A 20,203-nucleotide genomic window follows, 5' to 3' on the forward strand; every position below is an offset into this window, starting at 1 on the left:
GTTACGCCGTCGTCGACGGGATCCTCCATCTGTGACGAGCGCAACTATTGAACTTATCACTCATTGTGACACGCCTTACTTCTATTGGTAAACTTCAGAAAACCGATAAACATCTTTGACTGGACTGAAGAACCATGGCGGACTTCACGCTGCGGCAACTGGAGCTTTTCGCCGCGCTTCCCGATCACCCGACGCTGAGTTCGGCGGCAGCGAGCCTGCGCATCTCGGAATCTGCGCTGTCCCAGGCCATCACGGCGCTGGAGCGGGCCGCCGGTGAACAGCTTTGCGTCCGGCGCAAGGCGCTGGGTTTGCAGTTGACCCCGTCCGGGCAGTTCTTTGCCCAGCGTGCCCGCCAGCTGCTGCGCGATGCCGACGCGCTCATCAACGACCTGACCGGTGCCGCCGGGGAGCTCAAGGGGCCGGTGCGGCTGGGCTGCTTTGCGAGTTTCGCCAGTACGGTGCTGCCCTCGGTGCTCGACCAGCTGCCGGAACAGTACCCGGGGATCAACGTGGACGTCACTGTTGGTTCCCATGACGAGCTGCTCCCCGCACTGGATGCCGGCCAGCTGGATCTGGCCATGGTGTACGACATGGAGCTCCCGGCCGGTTATCACCAGCGCACGATTTACCAGACCGAGCTGCAGGCGGTGCTGCACCCTGAACACCCGCTGGCTGCCCAGCCCACGGTGGACCTGGCGGATCTGGCCGACGAGCCGCTGATCATGTACGAATCGAGCCCCAGCACCGCAAATACCTACCGGGTGTTCGCTGATCGGGGGCTTCGTCCGCGCATCGTGTCGTCCATGCCGCAAGTGGTGCTGGTGCAGGCGCTGGTCGGCCGCGGACTGGGCTACGCGCTGCTGATGTCACGGCCGGAAGCCCCGGCCGTGACTGTCGAAGGAAGGAGTGTGGCGGTCCGCCCGCTGTCCCCTCCGGTATCCCAGACCACGATGTGCGCCATTTGGCCCGACACCATGGTTCTCAGCCCGCGGGCGGAGGCGGTGCTGGGCCATGCGGTGCGGGCGCTTAGCGGAAGCGCCGCCAGGTAAAGCACTCGTGCATGGCGCTGCGGCCACGATGAGCGGGGCGCTCCCGATTTGGCCTAGACCGTGGCGGGTTGTTGTTTGGAGTAGGCCTTAAGGTCGAAGTCGGGGTCGGCGGCTTGTTCGGGGGTGAGGGTGCGGCCGGCGGCGAGCAGGCGGCGGGCGGCCATGTGGTCGGCGGGCTGGTTCACGGACTCGACGGCGGCCAGGGTGCCGTTGCGGAAGCAGAACACGGAGAACTTCTCTTCCGCGGGGTTGCCGCGGATCACGGTCTGGTCGCCGGGGGCGGAGAGGCCGGCGATCTGCAGGCGCAGTGGTCCCTGGTTGGACCAGAACCAGGGCAGGTCGTTGTAGTCGCCGGGTTCCTCGGTGCCGAGGATTGACTTGGCGGCGTGCCGGGCCTGGTCGGTGGCGTTTTGCACGGATTCGAGCCGGGTGCGGGTCCCGGTGTGGGCGTTCGGGAAGGACGCGCAGTCGCCGAGGGCGTAGATGTTCGGGTCGGAGGTGCGCAGGTTGGAGTCGACCACGATGCCGTTTTCCACCTCCAGTCCGGCGGCTTGGGCGAGTTCGGTGCGCGGGGTGACGCCGACGCCGACCAGCACCAGGTCCGCCGGGTAGCGTTCCCCGGTGGTGGAGACCGCGGCGGTGACCTGCCCGTCGTCGCCGTCGAAGGAAGCGATGCCTTCGCCCAGGCGCAGGGTTACGCCGAGGCGTTGGTGGGCGTCGGCGAAGAACGCGCTCATCACCGGGGTCAGCGCCCGTCCCATGGGCCGGTCGGCGTATTCGAGGACGGTGACGTCCAGGCCGCGGGCGCGGGCGGCGGCGGCGAACTCCAGGCCGATGAAGCCGGCACCGATGACGACGACGGAGCGCACCGCGTCGAGGCGGGCGTGCAGCGCCCGGGCGTCGGTGAGGGTGCGCAGCCCGTGGATGCCGGCCAGCCCGGCGCCGGGGACGGTGAGTTCGCGGTTGGCGGAGCCGGTGGCCAGCACCAGCTTCGAATAGGCCAGCGTGCTGCCGTCGTCGAGGGTGACGGTCCTGGCGTCGCGGTCGATCGAGGTGACGTGCACGCCGAGGCGGGCATCGACGTCGTTGGTGGTGAAGAACTTTTCCGGGCGCAAGGGCAGCGGGACCGGGTCCTTGCCGGCGGCGAGGTAGTCCTTGGACAGCGGCGGACGTTGGTAGGGGTGGAAGGTCTCTTCGCCGAGCAGGGTGATGGGGCCGGTGTAGCCTTCCTTGCGCAGCGAGTCCACCAGCTGGATGCCGGCCTGGCCGTTTCCAACAATGACAATGTTCTCGGGAGTCTGCATGATTGCCTGTCCTGGCTCTAGATCTGGTCGTCGGGGACGTCGACTTCGATCTGCTCCAGCCCGTCGCCGACGGTGATCTGGCAGCCGAGCCGGCTGCGGGTCTCGTCCCGGGGGCCGGCGGTGCACTCGAGCATTTCTTCTTCGTCGTCGCCGATCTCGGGCAACCCGTCGAGGTATTCGGGCCGGACGTAGACGTGGCAGGTGGCGCACATCGCCTGGCCGCCGCACTCGCCGACGATCCCGTCGACGCCGTTGGTGACCGCCGCCCGCATCAGTGAGGTGCCGGGGTCGACGTCCAGGACGTCAACGTTGCCGTCGGAGTGGTGGAAACTGATCTTTGCCATGGGGAGCTGTCCTTGCTGTCGGCGTGGAGGTGGGGGAGAGGGTGAAGTGGGGCGGGAGGAACGGTCCAGGGCTTAACCCCAGAGCACCGGCATTTTAGTCATGCCACGGAACACCCAGCCGGCGTCTACCGGCGCGTTGTCCGGGTCCAGACGGAGGTTCGGCAGTTCGCGGAAGACCTGCGGCATGGCGATCTGTGCCACCGAGGCCCGGGCCACCCAGGCACCGGCGCAGAAGTGGTTCCCGCCGCCGAAGGCCAGATGCGGCTTCTTCACCCGGTTGATGTTGAACGACTCCGGATCCTCGAAGACCGCAGGATCGCGGTTGGCAGCGCCCACGACGATGCCCAGCCGGGCGCCGGCCGGCAACTGGACGCCTTCCAGTACGGTGTCGTGCTTCACCTCCCGCGGATACATGCCGATAGGTGCCACCCAGCGCACGGATTCTTCGAACGCCCGGGCGTACAGCGTCTCGTCGGCCAGCACCTGGGCCAGCTGATCCGGATTGGACAGCAACGCCCACACGGTGGTGCCCAGGACATCGCGCGGTTCGTTCAGCCCTCCGCCGATGGTCATCTTCATGTTTGCCCGGATGGCTTCGAGCGGGATCGGCATCGACGTCATTCCGGAGAGCAGGCTGGCATCAGGGTTCTTGCGCAGGTAGGGCAGGATCTCGTCGATCGCGTCGTCGACCTCGTTGTAGGACTGTTCCGACTTGGCCCAGACCTCGGGATCGTCGGCGTAGTTGCCGGTGCCGTCGATCATGGTCTGCGACCAACGCTGCATGTCCTCCTGGGTGGCGTTGTGAAAGCCCATGATCAGCCGCAGGTTCTCCGCGGCGTAGGGAGCGGCGTAGTCCCAGACGAAGTCGGCGCCCGGACCCGCTGCCTTCAGCTGCGTCATGTACTTGTCGCTGTTGGCCTGGAAAATGGCGTTCCAGTGTTCCTTGATCGCCTTGGGCCGCAGCACGTTGCCGTAGGACTTCCGGTCCACTTCATGTTCCGGGTCGTCCTTGCGCAGCATCGAGTGGCCCATGGCCCGCTTCATCAGCGAGTTGGTTTCGTCGGCGGAAAAGCGCTCCTGGTCCTGTTCGATCACATGGCAGGCCTGGTAGCTGGTGACCATGTACCGGTTGACGGCGGGCACCCAGTGCACGGGGGACTCCGCGCGCAGCTTCTGGTAGATGGGGTAAGGGTTCCGGTAGAGATCCGGGATGGTGACCCAGTCCGCGGTGGGAACCGGGTGGGCTTCGGTAGCGGCGGCGGTCATGCTCGGTCTCCTGGTGTGTGGCGGCCGGGACCTGCTGTCCCGGGTGCTGTCGGCTGCATCACGTCGTGGTGCGTGAGGTGTGTCTCGTCTGAGTGTGACAGCAGGCATATCCGCCGGTAAAGTTCATATTTTGTAGAAATATCCCCCGAAAAAGTTTGGTAACGCGGCGCAGCAGGAGGCTTGCATGGTCCGGTACACCTTGCGGCAACTGGCGTACTTCGTTGCGGTGGCCGACGCCGGCACCATTGCCGCCGCTGCGGACGAACTGCACGTCTCGCAGACCGCGGTGGCTGCCGCCGTGAAGGAGCTTGAGCGGATTTTCGGAACGCAGTTGACAGTCCGCCGCAAGGCGCACGGCGTCAGCCTGACCCCGGCGGGCCGGCAGTTGCACGCGCGGGCGGCGGCGTTCCTGCGCGAAGCCGAGGAACTCGAGCTCAGCACCAGCAGCGGCGGGGGAGAGCTGGCGGGTCCGCTGGTGGTGGGCTGCTACCTGACCTTGGCGCCGACCGTGCTGCCCGGGCTGCTGGAATTCTTCGCCGCCGAGCACCCGAAAGTGCAGCTGGATTTCGTTGAAGGTACCCAGGATGCGGTCCAGGACAAGCTGGTGGCCGGTGAACTGGATTTGGCCATCGTGTATGACATGGACCTGCGGCCCGGGCTGGAGTCGGTGCAGTTGGATACCATGCAGGCTTATGCGCTGTTGCCCGCGGGCCACCGGTTGGCCGGCCGGGAAGCAGTGGCACTGGCGGAGCTGGCGGAGGAGCCGATGATTTTGCTGGATGCCCCGCCCAGCAGCCACCACACCATGTCCGTGTTCCGCGACGCTTCGGTGGTGCCCAAGATCCGGTACCGCACCACGGACTTCGAACTGACCCGTTCGCTGGTGGGGCGCGGCATCGGCTACTCCGTGCTGGTGCAGCGCCCGGCCGGTGACGCCACCTACGAGGGCCGACCCTTCACCGCCTTGCCGATCGAGCCAGCGGTCCGCCCGGTTAGCGTGAAGATCGTCTGGCCTGAAGGAATCAGGCTGACCGACCGGGCTGCTGAGATGGTCAGGGTTGCGGTTGAGGCTCGTGCGCCTCGTCATGGTGGATCCGGTCGCTGAGTTCACCCAGCGGCTGTCCGCTGCCGCCCCACTGCCGGGCAATGATCTCGGCCGCGATGGACACCGCGGTTTCCTCCGGGGTGCGTGCCCCAAGGTCCAGCCCGACCGGGCTGTGCAGGCGGGACAGTTCCTCATCGGAGAGGCCTGCTTCGCGCAGCCGCTGCAGCCGGTCGTCATGGGTGCGCCGTGAACCCATCGCCCCCACATAGGCGGTCTTGCTCCCGCGCAGGGCCACCTCCAGCAGCGGGACGTCGAACTTCGGGTCATGGGTCAGCACACAAATAACCGTCCGCTCATCCAGCAGGTCCTGCTGCAGTTGCTCGGTCAGGTACTGGTGCGGCCACTGCACCACCACCTCGTCCGCCTCCGGAAAGCGTGCGCGGGTGGCGAAGACCGGCCGGGCATCGCAGACCGTGACCTGGTAGCCCAGGAAGGTCCCCATCCGGGCCAGGGCTGCAGCGAAGTCGATGGCGCCGAAGACCAGCATCCGGGGCCGCGGCGCGAAGCTGCCGAAAAAGATCCGCATCCCCTCGCCGCGCCGGTGCCCGTCGGGCCCGTAGGTCAGCGTCGAGTTCCGGCCGGCAGCCAGCAGCCCCAGGGTGTCGTCCGCCACGGCGTGGTTAACGCGTTCGGTTCCCAGATCGCCGTCGAAGCCGTCCGGGCGGACCACCAAGTGCCGTCCCAGCCAGACGGGATCCGGGTGCTCAATCACCGTGGCAATGCCCACCGGACGGGACGCGGCGATACCGGCGGCGACCTGGTCGAGTCCCGGGAAGGTCCTGCGGGAGAGCGGCTCCACGAAGACGTCGAGGATCCCGCCGCATGTCAGTCCCACCGAGAACGCCTCGTCGTCGCTGATGCCGTAGCGCACCAGCGCGGGCTGGCCGCTCGCAGCCACCTCGGTGGCCAGTTCGTACACCGCGCCCTCCACGCAGCCGCCGGAGACCGAGCCGATGGCTTCGCCGCCGGCGGTGACCGCCATGGATGCGCCGGGCGGACGGGGTGCGGACTTGAAGGTGCGGACCACCGTGGCCAAACCTGCCGTTTCTCCTGCGTCCCAGCCGGGCAGCAGCGCTGCCAAAACGTCCCGCACGGTTATACGCCTCCGGCCCGCAGTAAAGCCACGGCCTGCCGGCGGCCGGACCGGCGCCCGGCCAGGTGCGCCAACGCCGCCGCGGCGAGCACCAGGCACAGCACTTTGCCCGGACTGCGCAGTTGGTCGGCGAGCACGTGCCTGGCTACAGCGATCCCGTCCAGGCTGCTGCCCTCTCCTGCCGGCCGCGCAGCAGGGGTGGGGGAGGAGGACGACGGCGGCGCGGCCGGCTTCGTCTCGGGCGCTGGCTCGGGCATTGCCTGGGCAGCGGACGACGGCGGCGCCGAGGGCGAAGAGGCGGCGGATGAAGGTGCGGTGGAAGCCGGTGCGGTGGACGCCGGTGCGGCGGAAGCCGGGGCGGCTGGAGCGGGCGCCTGGCCGGCATCGGTGCCTGGCGCCTCGCCGGCACCCGTGCCTTCCACCGTGGCCTCCTGGGCGGAGATCATCTCCTGCAGGTTCTTGGTGAACACGGCCAGCATCTGGTCTGTGACGCTGCCGATCACGCTCTTGCCCATAGCCGCCGCCTTGCCGGACAGGGTCAGGTCGGCGTTGACGCTGCCCTCGGTGGCGGCTCCGGATTCGGACAGTTGCATGGTTACCGTCGCCTCTGCGGCGCCCTGTCCCCGTGTTTCGCGCGCTTTCCCCTGCAGCGTTGCCCGCCGGGCGGTGGCGTCGCGCTCCACCACATGCAACGTGCCCCTGTACTGCATGGTCACCGGCCCCAGCTTCACCTTCATGGCGACCTGGTACTCGTCCTCGGAGGTCTTTTCCAGAATCTGTGCTCCCGGAATGCACCCGGCCACGCGTTCGAATTCCATCAGGGTTTCCCAAACCGTCCCGATCGGTGCGGTGACGGAGAACGTGCGTTCAAGCTGCATTACCGTGTCCTTTGCCTGGTGAACTGGTTGGTGGTCCGCGGGCCGGAACCCTGATTGCGGTCGGAGCGGATGGCCGCGGCCACTTCCGACAAGGCGGTGTAGTTGTGGCCGCTGACGAACGCATCGCAGTACGGCAGGGCGGCCGCCATCCCGCCCGCCAGCGGTTGGTAATCTACCGCCACCTTACGGGGATTGATCCAGATGATTCGATACGCCAGCCGCCGCAGCCGCTCCATCTGCGCGGCCACTTCGGCGGGATCGTCCTGCGCCCAGCCGTCCGAAATAACCACCACCACGGCGCCGCGGGCCATGCCCTGGCGGCCGTAGTCATCGATGAACCGGTGCAGGCTTTCGGCAAGACGCGTGCCGCCGGCCCAGTCCCGCACCTCCGCGGCGGCACGGGTCAGCGCCGTGTCCGGGTCGCGGACGGCCAGTTGCCGGGTGAGCCGGGTTAACCGGGTGGAAAAGACGAAGGCTTCCGCCCGGGCACCTGCCGCAGCGCCCTGCAGCAGCGCGAGGAAGACCCGCGTGTAGGACTCCATGGAACCGGAGACATCGCACAGCAGGACCAGCCGGCGGGGCTTGGGCCGCCGTTGCGCAAAGACCAGGCGGGTGGCATCGGGACCGTTGCGGCGGGCGGTCCGGGCGGTGCGGCGGATATCCAGCCGGGAGCTGCTGCGGGCCGACCGGTGGGTCCGCCGGCTGTCCCGGACCGGAGTGGAGAGCACGATCCGGCGGACCAAATGCCGCATGATGGCGGTTTCGTCCTCGGTCAGGTCCGCAAACGACGTTTGGTGCAGCCGCTCCTGGCGTGAGGACATCAGCAGCACCGATTCGCGCGGCGGCCCCCCGCCGGTGCCGGATCCATCCCGGCCCGGGAACAGGCCGGGCGGCAGGGCCGCCTCCGGTGCCGGGCGGTGGTCGGACGGGCTGCCGGCGCCGGTCGGCCTTTCCGTGGCGCCTTGGCCAGACCACGGCGGGTGGTTCGGATCGCCGCGGTGTTCAGCCGGATCCGGCATGGCGGAGCCGCCGAAGACCGCAGCAAACACGGCGTCGAAAACCGGCAGCTGCTCATGGTCGGAGACCAGCACCACGCGACAGGCCCAGTACAGCGTGGTCCGGTCGGCCGGCGGCAGCAGACGCAGTGCTTCGGCCAGCCGGCCCGCGCGGTCCGGTGAGGTGGTCACTCCGGCGCGGCGCAGCGCCGTCGTTATGCCGGCACAAAATGCCGCGGTGTCCGCGGGTGGCGCGGCGCCGTCGATGCCGCGCTCAGTCATGGCTGCCGACCAACCACGCGCTGCCGCGGGCGGCGATGAGCTCAAGGTCATCCCTGTTCTTGAGCACCGATCCCCAGGTCCGTTCAGCGCTCGCCGCGTCCAGCCGGTCCGCCCCCAGCAGGCTGAGCGCGGACACCCAGTCGATGGCCTCGGCGATGCCAGGCGGCTTGACCATGTCCAATGTGCGCAGCCGGGCGACGGCGGCCGCCGCCTGCAGTGCGATGGATTCGGTGCTGGACGGAACCCGGCGCCGCACGATCTCGGCGATCCTCTCCGGTGCCGGGTAGTCGATCCAGTGGTAGAGGCAGCGGCGGGTGAGCGCGTCGTGCAGGTCGCGGGTCCGGTTGGAGGTCAGGACGATGATCGGCGGATGCACGGCACGGATGGTTCCCAGCTCGGGGACACTCACGGCCGCTTCGGCGAGCAGTTCGAAGGTGAAGGCTTCGAACTCGGCGTCCGCGCGGTCGATCTCGTCCAACAGCAGCACGGCCGGCCGCGGGCCCGGGTGCTCGATGGCCTGCAGCAGGGGGCGGCGCAGCAGGTATTTCTCGGCGAAGAGATCCGTTTCGGCCAGTTCGCTGTGCTGCACTTCCGCCAGCCGGATGCCCAGCAACTGGCGTTGGTGGTTCCACTCGTACAACGCTTCGCCGGCGTCGATGCCCTCGTAACACTGCAGCCGATACAGGGGAGTGTCCAGCACCTGGGCCAGCGCCTTCGCGGCTTCGGTCTTGCCCACTCCGGCTTCGCCTTCCAGCAGGATCGGCTGCGGGAGCCGCAGGGCCAGAAACAGCGCGGTGGCCAGGCCCGTGTCGGCGAGGTAGTCCACCGCGTCCAGCGACGCGATCAGCGAGTCCACGTCAGGAATGCGGTTCCGGACCTCCGCCTGGTTGCCGTCCTGCGCGTCGGCGCGCGCCGGCGAGGTCACGGCGTGCTCCGCAGGACGGCGAGGACCTGCCGGTAATCGTCCTCGGTGTCCACGTCCAGCGGGATCGGTCCCGGAATCGCGACCTCGACGACGGCGTGTTGCGCCAGCAGCTTCCACACCGCCTTGTCGCCGTGCAGCTGGGCCAGCAGCGGGAACAGCGAGCGGTGGAACGCGAACGGATGGCCCACGCCGTCGTCGTAATGGCACACCGCCAGCGGGGCGTCGCCCCGCGCGGCGAGCAGCGTGTGCACCGTGGCCGGCGTTACGCCGGGCTGGTCGCCGAGCAACAGCACCACGGCTTCGGTCTGCGGGTGCAGCGCGGGTATGGCCGCCGCAATCGAGGACGAGCAGCCGTCGGCGTACGCCGGGTTGTCCACCACATCGCAGCCGCTGGTGTCCACGGACCGTCGCACCGCATCGCCGGCTCCGCCCAGGGTCAGGACGATCTGGTCGAACCCGGATGCGCGGGCGGTGCCGAGTACGGCGTCGAGCAGCACGCCGTCACCGTAGGGCAGCAGCTGCTTGGGCCGGCCGAGCCTGCGGGATCCTCCGGCAGCGAGCACCAGGGCGGCGATCCGATGTTCAGGAGACGACGGCATAGTGCTCCGGATCCTTGAGGAAGGCAGCCCGGCAGCCGGCGGAGCAGAAGTAAACCGTTGTGCCGGAGTGTTCCACATGCGGGGTGGTGTGGATGGCCGGAACGGTCATGCCGCAGACCGGGTCCAGCGCGGTGGCCGGCTCAGCCGAGCCTGCCTCGGCGGCCGCTTTCACGCCGTCTGCTGCGGCCGCCGCTTCGACACCGGACGCTGCGGCTGCTGGTCGGCCCCCGTCCGCTGCGGCCTCCGGACGGGCCGCGCCTGCGGCCGCCGGCGGGGCGGCCGCGGCAGAGCGTTCGGAGACCAGCTCCGCCAAGATGGCCAGCGCCGTTTCCTCCGGCGTGCGGGCGCCGAGCGGCAATCCGGCCGGGCAATGCACCCGGGACCACAGCTCCTCGTCGACGTCCAGCGAGGCGAGAACCTCGCTGCCGCGGCGTTCGCTGGCCACCAGCGCCACGTAGGGGACGGAGGCCTGCAGCGCCGCGGTGAGGGCCGCTTCCTCCTCCCGGCCGTGCGAGGCGACGATGAGCGCGGCATCGTCTGGCCGGGGATCCGCCGCGCTGCCGTGCATCAGTTCCGGTTCGAAGCCCAGCACCGAACCCAGGGCGGCCAGCGCCTGCGCTATCGGGCCAGCGCCGACCACCACGACCCGTGGCGGCGGCAGGTGCGGCTGCAGGAAGATCTCCAGCGAGCCGCCGCTGAGGCACGGATTCGCCACGGTGACCGCACCGTCCTCGTGGTTGCGGACCGGCTCGCCCGGCGTCACCCGCAGCAGCAGCGGCTCGCCGGAGGCCAAGGTCCGCAGCCCGTAGTCGCGCACCGACGCTTCCACGCAGTTCCCGCCCACGAACCCTTCGATGGCACCGTCGGCCAAAACCAGCGCGGTGTCGCCGGCACGGGCGCTGGTCGGATGCTGGGCGCGGACCACGGTGGCACGGACATAAGGTTCCCGCCGCCTGGTCAGTTCATCGGCCCTGGCGGCCAGGGCCATCTCGCGCAGCGGCATGTCACACCGGTGGCCTCGGCCGGCCTTGCATGGCCTCCCAGACACGCGCGGGGGTGCACGGCATGTCCATGTGTGTGACCCCGAACGGCGCCAGTGCGTCAACCACGGCGTTGACGATGGCCGGCGGGGACCCCACCGTGGCGGATTCGCCGATGCCCTTCGCGCCAATGGGATGGTGCGGCGACGGCGTGACCGTGAATCCGGTCTCCCAATCCGGCACCTCCATCGCCGTCGGGATCAGGTAGTCCATAAAGGAGCCGCCCAGGCAGTTGCCGTCCTCGTCGAATTCGAGGATCTCCATCAGCGCCATCCCGACGCCGTCGGTCAGGCCGCCGTGGATCTGGCCTTCGATGATCATCGGATTGATCCGGGTGCCGCAGTCATCCACCGCGATGAACCGGCGGACTTTCACGCGGCCGGTGCCGGGGTCGACGTCGACCACGCAGATGTAGGCGCCGAACGGGAAGGTCAGGTTGGGTGGATCGTAGGTGACCACTGCGTCGAGGTTGCCGTCGATTCCTTCGGGCAACGCGACGGTGCCGTGGGCACCCAAGGCGATTTCCGCCATCGTCTTGCCGGCGGTGGGGTCGCCCTTGACGAACCAGCGGCCTTTCTCCCATTCAAGGTCTTCGGGACGGGTTTCAAGCATCGCGGCCGCGATGAACTTCGCCTTGTCCCGGACCTTGCGGGCCACCAGCGCCACCGCCCCGCCGCTCACCGGCGTGGAGCGGCTGCCGTAGGTGCCCAGGCCGAACGGCGTCTGGTCGGTGTCGCCGTGCACCACGTCGATGTCCTCCGGCGGAATGCCCAGCTCCTCAGCCACGATCTGCGCGAAGGTGGTCTCGTGGCCTTGCCCCTGCGATTGCACCGACAGCCGGACGACGGCCTTGCCGGTGGGGTGGACCCGCAGTTCGGCGCCGTCGGCCATGCCCAGACCCACGATGTCGAAATGCTTGCGCGGGCCGGCGCCGACGGTCTCGGTGAAGAAGGAGACGCCGATGCCCATCAACTCGCCGCGCTCGCGCTTCTCGGCCTGCTCGCGGCGCAGGTCCTCGTAGCCGGCTATTTTCATGGACAGCCGCATGGCTGGTTCGTAATTTCCCGAGTCGTACTCCCAACCGGTCTTGTTGGCGTAGGGGAACTGCTCGGGCCGGATGAAGTTCTTCAGCCGCAGTTCGGCCGGATCCATCTCCAGCTTGCGTGCCAGCACGTCCACCATGCGTTCCACCAGGTAAACGGCCTCGGTGACCCGGAAGGAACAGGCATAGGCGACGCCGCCCGGCGCCTTGTTGGTGTACACGCCGGTGACCTTGCAGTGTGCCGCCTGCAGGTCGTAGCTGCCGGTGAAGATACTGAAGAAGCCGGCCGGGGTTTTGGTGGGCTGCGCGGTGGCGTTGAACGCACCGTGGTCGGCCAGCACAGTGGTCCGCAGGGCCAGGATCTTGCCGTCCTTGGTGGCGGCGATTTCCCCGTGCATCAGGTAGTCCCGCGCGAAGGAGGTGGACATCAGGTTTTCCGAGCGGTCCTCCACCCACTTGACCGGTTTGCCGGTGACAATGGACCCGACGACGGCGAGGACGTAGCCCGGATAGATGCCCACCTTGTTGCCGAACCCGCCGCCGATGTCCGGGGACACCACGCGGATCTTGTGCTCGGGAATGCCGGCCACCATCGCATACAGGGTGCGGTGGGCATGCGGGGCCTGCGTGGTCTCATAGAGGGTCAGCGCGCCGTCGATGGGATCGAAATCCGCTACCGCACCGCAGGTTTCCATCGGGGCAGGATGAACCCTCGGGTAGACCATGTCTTGGGCGACGACGACGTCGGCCGTGGCGAACGCTGCCTCGGTTTCGTCGGCGTCGCCAATCTCCCAATCGAAGATGTGGTTGTCGGTGCGGCCGTCGAGGTCGTCGCGGATGACGGGTGCATCGGCGTCGAGCGCTTTGCGCGCGTCGATGACCGGCGGCAGGATGTCATATTCGACATCGATCAGTTCCAGCGCGTCACGGGCGGCGTAGCGGTCCTCGGCGACGACGAACGCGACCTCCTGGCCCTGGAACCGGACCTTGTCCGTCACCAGCACGGCCTGCACGTCCGCGGATAGTGTCGGCGCCCAGGCAAGATTCAAGGCTTCCAGGTCCTTGCCGGTGATGACTGCCTTGACCTTCGGGTGGGCCAGCGCCTCGGACGTGTCCATCGAGACCAGCCTGGCATGCGCCACGGGGGCGCGCAGGATCGCGCCATGCAGCATGCCCGGCAGCACAATGTCGTCAACGTAGTGACCCTTGCCGCGGACGAACCGGGGGTCTTCCTTGCGCTGGATCCGCCCGAATCCGATCGGCCGGTCCTTGTCGTCGGCGGCCGGATTGCCCGGCCGGGTGCGGTCTCCCGGGCCCGGCGCCGCCAGCCGCTCCTGGATGGTGGTCATGCCGTCACCCCTTCAGTTTCATTGGATTGGGCAGCGTCCACCGGGGCGACCTTGCCGCCGGGGTGGTTTGCTGCCCATTGGATTGAGCGGACGATGGTGGCGTAGCCGGTGCAGCGGCAGATCTGGCCGGAGATCGCCTGACGGATTTCGCTATCGCCAGGATGCGGGTTCTTATCCAGCAGGGCGCGTGCGGTGAGCATCATGCCGGGGGTGCAAAAGCCGCACTGCAGCCCGTGCTCCTCCATGAATCCTTGCTGGACAGGATCCAGGGTGCCGTTGCTGGCCAGTCCTTCGACCGTCCGGATCTCGTGCCCGTCCGCCATGGCCGCCAGCACCGTGCAGGACTTCACCGGTTGGCCGTCCATCAGCACCACGCAGGTGCCGCAGTTGCTGGTGTCGCAGCCCCAATGGGTTCCGGTCAGGCCCAGTTCCTCGCGGATGAAATGGACCAGCAGCACGCGCGGTTCGATATCGCGGGTGACTTCGTTGCCATTGACGCTCATGCTGATCTGCATGGTTCAGCCTTCCTGTTCTTCGGACGCGCGTGCGAAGGCACGGCGGAGCACGCGGCGGGTCAGTTCGTCGGCCAAATGCCGCTTGTAGTCGATCCCGCCGCGCTGGTCGGAGACCGGCTCGCACGCGGCGGCGGCCATCCGGCCTGCCTCCGCGAAGAGGTCCTCGTCCGGACGCCGGCCGTGCAACAGGTCGCCGATCCCGGCCACTGTGCCGTCCAGACCCACCGCGGTGAGCCCCACCGAAGACTCGTCGATGGTGCCGTCCGCCGCCAGCGAGACGGCGGCCCCCGCTGCTGCGGTAGCCCAGTCGCCAACCCGGCGTTCCACCTTTTCGTAGGCGCTGCTTGACCTGGCGAGGATGGGGAACCGGAGCTCGGCCAAGAGTTCGTTTTGCCCGACGGCGGTCTCGTACGGGCCGCGGTGGAACTCATCCATGGAGATGACGCGCTCGCCGGCGGCGCCCCGGATCACCGCCTCGGCGCGCAGCACATCGCAGACCGTGGAGAGATCTTCGGCCGGGTCCGCCTGGCAGAGCGAGCCGCCGATCGTGCCGCGGTTGCGCACCACCGGATCGGCGATGAATTGCTCGGCATCGGTCACGATCGGGAACAAGCGAGCGACCTCGGCCGACTCGAGGAGTGTGGTGTGGCGGGTCAGTGCGCCGACCCTGAACACGTCCCCGTCGCGCACCATAAAGTCGAGCTCGGCGAGGCCGTTGATGTCGATCAGCCACTCCGGCCGCGCCAGCCGCAGCTTCATCATCGGCAGCAGGCTGTGCCCGCCGGCCACCAGCCGGGACTCCGGCCCATGGCGTTCCAGCAGGGCAATCGCATCGTCCACGTCGCTGGCCCGGACATAGTCGAACGGAGCAGGAATCTGCATGGTCTACCCCTCAAGCACACGTCACCCTCACCACTGAGGGCCCCCCCTGAGGCACATGTTGCTCCTGGCTCCAAGGGGTGTCAAGATCCTCATAAGCGAAAGGTTATGACCGGCGATGTCCATGACTTTCAACCAGCTCAAGGCCTTTGCCTTGGTGGCACAACTGGGTTCGCTGCGTGCCGCCGCCGAGGAGCTGGAGGTCAGCGAGCCGGCAGTCTCGGCCGCGTTGGCCGCGCTCCGCCAGGATTTGGGCGATCCGCTGTTCGTCCGGTCGGGCGGCGGCATTGCCCTGACGCCCGGCGGGCGCGCGCTGGCCGCATACGCGCAGGAAATCGTGGGACTGGCCGAGCACGCGCGCCGCGAGGTGGCCCACGCCGAAGACGCGTCCGGCAGCCTGAGGGTGCTGGCCACCGCGGATTTTGCCGAACATGCCGCCGGCCGGCTGGTGGATTACTACACTAAGCGGGTGTCTGGCGCCACGGTGGACGTGGTGGTGGAGCCGGCCGCGGACATCGCCGCCCTGCTGGCCAACCACGCCTACGACATAGCCCTGGGAGCCCGGCCGCAGCCTCCGCAGCACCCTGCGCTGGAGGTGGTCCCGTTCCTGCGCTACCAGCGGGTGCTGGTGGCGTCGCCCGTCCACCCGTTGGCCCGGCTGGAGGGTGAAGTCCTGGCCGGGCAGTTGCTGGGTTACCGCTGGTTCACCGGTCCCGCCGGCCTGGATGGTCTCAAGATGCAAGGTTGGCCAGGGCCGCTGCCCGGCCCGGCGGAGACGATCGAGATGTCCAGCGAAACCAGCGCCCTGGCCGCCGTCCGGTCGGGCGAAGGCATCATGTTGGCGCTCGAACACATTGTCCGGCCAGAACTGGCCGGCGACTTGCTGGTGCGGTTGCCCGCCGCGGGCACCCCGGTGCCCGGGCTGTGGTGGGCCAGCACTCTGGACCATGGCCGGGCAACGGCTGCTGCCCGGACGTTGCAGCGTCTGGCCGGTACGGCTTCGGCGACCGCGGCCATGGTGGCGCCGGGCGGGCCGCGCGGGCTGGCGCGCCGCGGCTCCAAAGTCCACGTCGCCCTGTGGAGTTGACCAGAATGACCCTGATTGGCTTCCTCAATCAGTGATGTGATCTAGGCTATAGCAGTGCCTCAAACATCTCTTTCACACCGGCTGCCGCAGCAGGCGCCCGCCGCCGTCATCACCGCCCGGAATGTGGTGAAGACGTACGGCGACTTCAACGCCGTCGACGGCATTTCATTCGACGTCCAGGCTGGTGAGTCCTTCGGCCTGCTCGGCCCGAACGGTGCGGGCAAATCCACCACCATGCGGATGATCGGCGGCGTCTCGCAGCGCACCTCGGGCGAACTGAGCATCATGGGCCTCGATCCGGACCAGCACGGACCCGAAGTGCGGGCGCATCTGGGCGTGGTCCCGCAGCAGGACAACCTGGATGAGGAACTGAAGGTCCGCGACAACCTGATTGTCTACGGCCGCTACTTCGGGCTGCCCTATTCCTACCTGCGGCCCAAGGCCGACGAGCTGCTGGAATTCGCGCAGCTGACGGACAAGGCCAAGGCGAAGGTCGATGCCCTCTCCGGCGGCATGAAGCGGCGCCTGACCATTGCCCGCTCGCTGATGAACGATCCGAAGGTGCTGCTGCTCGACGAGCCCACCACCGGCCTCGATCCGCAGGCACGCCACATCCTGTGGGATCGACTCTTCCGGCTCAAGGAAGCGGGGGTCACGCTGATCCTGACCACCCACTACATGGATGAGGCGGAGCAGCTCTGTGACCGCCTGATCGTGGTCGACAAGGGCAAAATCATGGCGGAAGGTTCGCCGGCTGCCCTGATCCGCGAGCATTCCACCCGCGAGGTCCTCGAGCTTCGGTTCGGTTCCGAGCGGAATACCACCGTGGCGCCGGAACTGGGAGGCATCGGGGAGCGGCTTGAAACGCTGCCCGACCGCGTCCTCATTTATGCCGACGACGGCGAGGCGGCGCTCGAGCAGGTGTCGAACCGCGGGCTTCGCCCGATCACGTCGCTGGTGCGGCGCTCCAGCCTGGAGGATGTTTTCCTCCGGCTCACCGGCAGGAGCCTCATTGACTGAGCAACAGCCTTCGCAGGTGCCCGGCGGGCACGAGGCGGAAGCCGCCTCACCGGCCTCGGCCGAGCCCGCTGCCGGCCGCGGGACGCCGGCGCCCGAACCGGATGCCGCCCCGTCGGCCGAACCGGATGCCGCCGCGGCGGCAGGTTCGGTGGAAGCTCGTGTCCCGGCCCAGCTGACGCTGCGCGAGGTCGACGCGCTCACCCGGCCGGTGACCGGTTTGCGCTCGCCGCTTTCACCGCTGCAGTCGGCAGAACGGGCCCGCAACTTCGGGTCGTTCTACTTCATGGAGCACTGGCTGCGGCAACTGCGCGGCTACGGCTGGACGGTGCTGATGACCGCCGTCGGCACGCCGCTGGTCTATCTCTTCGCAATGGGTGTGGGGCTGGCCACGCTGGTGGACGCCAACACCAGCGTGTCGCTGGACGCCGGCAACGGCCAGGCAGTGCCGTACCTGGTGTTCGTGGCTCCGGCGCTGCTGGCCACCGCGGCGATCATGGTGGCCAGCGAAGAGAACACCTACTCGGTCATGTCCGGCTTCAAATGGCGCAAGACCTACTACGGCCCCAACGCCTCCCCGCTGCAGAGCCAGCAGTTGGTCAACGGTCACTCGATGGGTGTGCTGGCCCGTCTGCTGCTGACCACCGGGCTCTACTTTCTGTGCCTGGTCCTGTTCGGCGCGGTGGTTGAACCGACCGGATGGGTGATGATCTTTACCGCGGCGCTGGCCGGGATGTCCTTCGGACTGCCGCTGATGGCGTACTCGGCCAGCATTGAAGAGGACCGCGGCCAGTTCGCGCTGGTGCAGCGGTTTATCGTGATGCCGCTGTTCCTGTTCTCCGGCACCTTCTTCCCGCTGGAAGCCATGCCGCTGCTGGTCCGCTGGATCGGCTGGATTTCCCCGCTGTGGCACTCCACCGAACTCGGCCGGGTGCTCAGCTACGGCTATGTGGAGCCCGTCTGGCTGACCGTGCTGCACGTGGCCTACCTGGCCGTCCTCTGCGTGGTGGGCTGGATCTTCGCGCGCCGCGTCTACATCAGGAGGCTGGGCAAATGAGCCAGCACATTGCGTCGCAGCAGCTGCGGCTGGAATCGTCCCGCCGTCCGCTCGGCTCGCTCTATGCCGGCAACGTTCGCGCGGTTTTCTCCCGCGGGGTGAAGGCCACCTGGGGCACCAACTGGGCGATCATGATCAGTGGTTTTGTCGAGCCGGTCCTGTATCTGGTGGCCATGGGCATTGGCCTGGGCTCGCTGATCGGCACCGTCACCGGCCCCGGCGGGACGGAAATCGGCTACGCGAACTACATCGCCCCGGCGCTGCTGGCTGTCTCTGCCATGAACGGTGCGGTGTACGACTCCACCTGGAACGTCTTCTTCAAGCTGCATTTCGCCAAGCTCTATGAAGGGATGCTGTACACCTCCCTGGGGCCGCTGGACGTGGCGCTGGGCGAGATCCTGCTGGCGCTGTTGCGCGGTGCGCTTTACGCCACAGGATTCACCGCGGTGATGGGCGCCATGGGCTTGATCACGTCCCCCTGGGCGTTGTTGATGATTCCGGCCGCCGTGGTGGTGGCTTTCGGCTTCGCGTCGTTCGGCATGGCGATCACCAGCTATATGAAGACCTTCCAGCAAATGGACTGGATTAACTTCATCATGCTGCCGATGTTCCTGTTCTCCGCGACGTTCTATCCGCTCAGCGTTTACCCGGAGCCGATCCAGTGGCTGATCCAGGCCCTGCCGCTCTGGCACGGAGTGGAAATGCTGCGCCAGCTCAGCGCCGGCGTCTTTACCGGCGCCATTCTGGTCCATCTGCTGTACTTCCTGGTCATGATCGTGCTTGGGCTGATCCTGAGCACGGGCCGGCTGCGCAAGCTCTTCCTGAATTGAGCCGGACGCCGCAGCGGGTGCCGCATCCGCACGTGGAAGGCGGCGCGTCAAGCTGTGGGCGGAGTCGGCGCACGCAGGCCCGTGGATTTGAGAGAATAGGCCCATGCGATCTCTTGGTCCCGATTCTTCCTCTGTTTCGTCCGCCGCCCGGCAGATGCCGCTCAAAGCCGGCAACATCAGCCTGGCCGTGCTGGTGCTGGTCTTCCTGGTGGCAGTCATCTTCGCCGCCAACGAAAACGACGTCATCGGCTGGATCGTGGTCGCGGTCTCGCTGGCCTGGCTGGTCCTGGCCACGTTCGTGGTTTTCAGCGTCCGGGGCGCCACGCGCAAGGCCAAGGAAAAGCTGGCCAGCGTGCAGGCCGACTACGCCGGGCGGGTGAACCCTGCTCCCGGTGGGGGAACCGCGGTCATCGATGAACAGATCTCGCGGGCCAACGCTGTACGGGACGAAAAACTGGACCACAGCTTCAAGATCATCCAGGTCCAGGCCAAGGTGATCCGCGACTACCGCGGCAAAGACGAAGGCATGGTGGACCGCGCCCTGGAAACGGTGGAGATCACCGCCCACAACGGCCGCGGCATGATCCACAAGGAAGACGACGGCGGCACCGTCACCGGCACGGTTGTCAGCTGAACTGAAGGGTTGGGTAAGGTAGTCGGGTGACTTTGGCAACCGTTTCCACCGCACCGACCATCTCCCGCGACGCAGCGGCCGGACTGATTCCGGCGGGCAAGACGCTGCGGATCGCCAGCGTCAACGTCAACGGCATCCGCGCTGCCTACAAGCGCGGCATGGGCGACTGGCTGGCCTCCCGGGACGTGGACATTCTGTGCCTGCAGGAGGTGCGGGCGCCCGACGCCGTCGTGCATGAGTTGCTGGGCAGCGACTGGCATATCCTGCATGCCGAAGCGGAGGCGAAGGGCCGCGCGGGCGTCGCCATCGCCTCCCGTGTTGCGCCGACCGCCACCCGGAGCCACATCGGCGACGAATACTTCCTGTCCTCGGGCCGCTGGGTGGAGGCCGACTTCGCCGTCGAGGGTATCGACGGCGAAAAGACCCTGACCGTGGTCAGCGCCTACGTCCATTCCGGCGAGGTGGACACCCCCAAGCAGGTGGACAAGTACCGATTCCTGGACACCATGTGCCACCGGCTCCCGCAGCTGAAGGCCGAGCGGGACTACGCCCTGGTGGTGGGTGACCTGAACGTGGGACACACCGAGCTGGACATCAAGAACTGGAAAGGCAACGTCAAGCGGGCCGGATTCCTGCCCGAGGAACGGGCCTACTTCGACCGGTTCTTCGGTGAAGAGATCGGCTGGCGCGACGTGCACCGCTCGCTGGTCGGCCCGGTCAGCGGTCCCTATACCTGGTGGTCCTGGCGCGGCCAGGCCTTCGACAACGATTCAGGCTGGCGGATCGACTACCAGGTAGCCACTCCTTCGTTGGCCAACCTGGCAACCGCGGCCGTGGTTGACCGTGCCGCCAGCTACGACGCCCGCTTCTCCGACCATGCACCGCTGGTCGTTGACTACCAGTTTTAGAAAGC

The 20,203-nt window shown here is 67.8% G+C and carries 20 protein-coding genes; 8 read left to right on the forward strand and 12 right to left on the reverse strand.

All coding sequences use genetic code 11. The annotated features are described in order from the left end of the window. The first annotated feature begins 134 nt into the window (after positions 1-134). Complete coding sequence (locus AC5RWX_RS11445) at positions 135-1,049, forward strand: LysR family transcriptional regulator (protein ID WP_494063573.1); 915 nt, start codon at positions 135-137, stop codon at positions 1,047-1,049. Between the two features lie 53 nt (positions 1,050-1,102). On the opposite strand, the gene AC5RWX_RS11450 is transcribed toward AC5RWX_RS11445, so the two are convergent. From AC5RWX_RS11450 to AC5RWX_RS11460, 3 genes are all read right to left on the reverse strand, one after another. Next, positions 1,103-2,353, reverse strand: coding sequence for an NAD(P)/FAD-dependent oxidoreductase (locus AC5RWX_RS11450; RefSeq protein ID WP_494063574.1), 1,251 nt, complete (start codon positions 2,351-2,353; stop codon positions 1,103-1,105). A 17-nt stretch (positions 2,354-2,370) separates the two neighbouring features. After that, the gene (locus AC5RWX_RS11455) at positions 2,371-2,697 is read right to left on the reverse strand and encodes a 2Fe-2S iron-sulfur cluster-binding protein (RefSeq protein ID WP_493944412.1); all 327 of its coding nucleotides are present in this window, start codon (positions 2,695-2,697) and stop codon (positions 2,371-2,373) included. Positions 2,698-2,769: 72 nt separating this feature from the next. Next, on the reverse strand, positions 2,770-3,963 hold the full coding sequence (locus tag AC5RWX_RS11460; RefSeq protein WP_494063575.1) for a cytochrome P450: 1,194 nt from the start codon (positions 3,961-3,963) through the stop codon (positions 2,770-2,772). Positions 3,964-4,147: 184 nt separating this feature from the next. Here AC5RWX_RS11460 and AC5RWX_RS11465 point away from each other — a divergent pair, with 184 nt between their 5' ends. Further along, positions 4,148-5,068 carry a LysR substrate-binding domain-containing protein gene (locus tag AC5RWX_RS11465; RefSeq protein ID WP_493940198.1) on the forward strand — a complete coding sequence of 307 codons (921 nt, stop codon included), beginning with the start codon at positions 4,148-4,150 and terminating at the stop codon, positions 5,066-5,068. On the opposite strand, the gene AC5RWX_RS11470 is transcribed toward AC5RWX_RS11465, so the two are convergent. From AC5RWX_RS11470 to AC5RWX_RS11510, 9 genes are read right to left on the reverse strand one after another with little or no spacing between them, the layout of a single operon-like run. Next, positions 5,016-6,161 carry an XdhC family protein gene (locus AC5RWX_RS11470; protein ID WP_494063576.1) on the reverse strand — a complete coding sequence of 382 codons (1,146 nt, stop codon included), beginning with the start codon at positions 6,159-6,161 and terminating at the stop codon, positions 5,016-5,018. The two genes, AC5RWX_RS11465 and AC5RWX_RS11470, sit on opposite strands and share 53 nt — an antisense overlap. Before the next feature lie 2 nt (positions 6,162-6,163). Continuing rightward, complete coding sequence (locus tag AC5RWX_RS11475) at positions 6,164-7,039, reverse strand: SRPBCC family protein (RefSeq protein WP_494063577.1); 876 nt, start codon at positions 7,037-7,039, stop codon at positions 6,164-6,166. Beyond that, on the reverse strand, positions 7,039-8,316 hold the full coding sequence (locus AC5RWX_RS11480) for a vWA domain-containing protein (RefSeq protein WP_494063578.1): 1,278 nt from the start codon (positions 8,314-8,316) through the stop codon (positions 7,039-7,041). Before AC5RWX_RS11480 ends, AC5RWX_RS11475 begins: the two co-directional genes overlap by 1 nt. Beyond that, positions 8,309-9,241, reverse strand: coding sequence for an AAA family ATPase (locus AC5RWX_RS11485; RefSeq protein WP_494063579.1), 933 nt, complete (start codon positions 9,239-9,241; stop codon positions 8,309-8,311). Before AC5RWX_RS11485 ends, AC5RWX_RS11480 begins: the two co-directional genes overlap by 8 nt. Beyond that, positions 9,238-9,840, reverse strand: coding sequence for a nucleotidyltransferase family protein (locus AC5RWX_RS11490; RefSeq protein WP_494063580.1), 603 nt, complete (start codon positions 9,838-9,840; stop codon positions 9,238-9,240). The genes AC5RWX_RS11485 and AC5RWX_RS11490 overlap by 4 nt, the downstream gene beginning before the upstream one ends. Continuing rightward, positions 9,824-10,843, reverse strand: a complete 1,020-nt coding sequence (locus tag AC5RWX_RS11495; protein WP_494063581.1) for an XdhC family protein — start codon at positions 10,841-10,843, stop codon at positions 9,824-9,826. The genes AC5RWX_RS11490 and AC5RWX_RS11495 overlap by 17 nt, the downstream gene beginning before the upstream one ends. 1 nt (position 10,844) lies before the next feature. Continuing rightward, positions 10,845-13,271 (reverse strand): aerobic carbon-monoxide dehydrogenase large subunit, encoded by a 2,427-nt coding sequence (locus AC5RWX_RS11500; protein WP_494063582.1) that lies wholly within the window; start codon positions 13,269-13,271, stop codon positions 10,845-10,847. Further along, the gene (locus AC5RWX_RS11505) at positions 13,268-13,786 is read right to left on the reverse strand and encodes a (2Fe-2S)-binding protein (RefSeq protein WP_493940206.1); all 519 of its coding nucleotides are present in this window, start codon (positions 13,784-13,786) and stop codon (positions 13,268-13,270) included. Before AC5RWX_RS11505 ends, AC5RWX_RS11500 begins: the two co-directional genes overlap by 4 nt. 3 nt (positions 13,787-13,789) lie before the next feature. Continuing rightward, the gene (locus AC5RWX_RS11510) at positions 13,790-14,668 is read right to left on the reverse strand and encodes an FAD binding domain-containing protein (protein ID WP_494097459.1); all 879 of its coding nucleotides are present in this window, start codon (positions 14,666-14,668) and stop codon (positions 13,790-13,792) included. 115 nt (positions 14,669-14,783) lie between these two features. Between AC5RWX_RS11510 and AC5RWX_RS11515 the strand changes: the two genes are divergently transcribed. The 6 genes from AC5RWX_RS11515 (at position 14,784) to AC5RWX_RS11540 (ending at position 20,198) form a co-directional block, all read left to right on the forward strand. Continuing rightward, positions 14,784-15,752 (forward strand): LysR family transcriptional regulator, encoded by a 969-nt coding sequence (locus AC5RWX_RS11515; protein WP_493944400.1) that lies wholly within the window; start codon positions 14,784-14,786, stop codon positions 15,750-15,752. 54 nt (positions 15,753-15,806) lie between these two features. Beyond that, positions 15,807-16,772, forward strand: a complete 966-nt coding sequence (locus AC5RWX_RS11520; RefSeq protein WP_493944399.1) for an ABC transporter ATP-binding protein — start codon at positions 15,807-15,809, stop codon at positions 16,770-16,772. Between the two features lie 172 nt (positions 16,773-16,944). Next, on the forward strand, positions 16,945-17,826 hold the full coding sequence (locus AC5RWX_RS11525; RefSeq protein WP_494097500.1) for an ABC transporter permease: 882 nt from the start codon (positions 16,945-16,947) through the stop codon (positions 17,824-17,826). Further along, positions 17,823-18,656 carry an ABC transporter permease gene (locus AC5RWX_RS11530; RefSeq protein ID WP_494063584.1) on the forward strand — a complete coding sequence of 278 codons (834 nt, stop codon included), beginning with the start codon at positions 17,823-17,825 and terminating at the stop codon, positions 18,654-18,656. Before AC5RWX_RS11525 ends, AC5RWX_RS11530 begins: the two co-directional genes overlap by 4 nt. A 103-nt stretch (positions 18,657-18,759) precedes the next feature. Then, on the forward strand, positions 18,760-19,290 hold the full coding sequence (locus AC5RWX_RS11535) for a hypothetical protein (protein ID WP_493940212.1): 531 nt from the start codon (positions 18,760-18,762) through the stop codon (positions 19,288-19,290). Between the two features lie 83 nt (positions 19,291-19,373). Continuing rightward, on the forward strand, positions 19,374-20,198 hold the full coding sequence (locus AC5RWX_RS11540) for an exodeoxyribonuclease III (protein WP_494063598.1): 825 nt from the start codon (positions 19,374-19,376) through the stop codon (positions 20,196-20,198). Positions 20,199-20,203 lie beyond the last annotated feature (5 nt).

The organism is Arthrobacter sp. SPT-J7 (genome assembly GCF_059089965.1).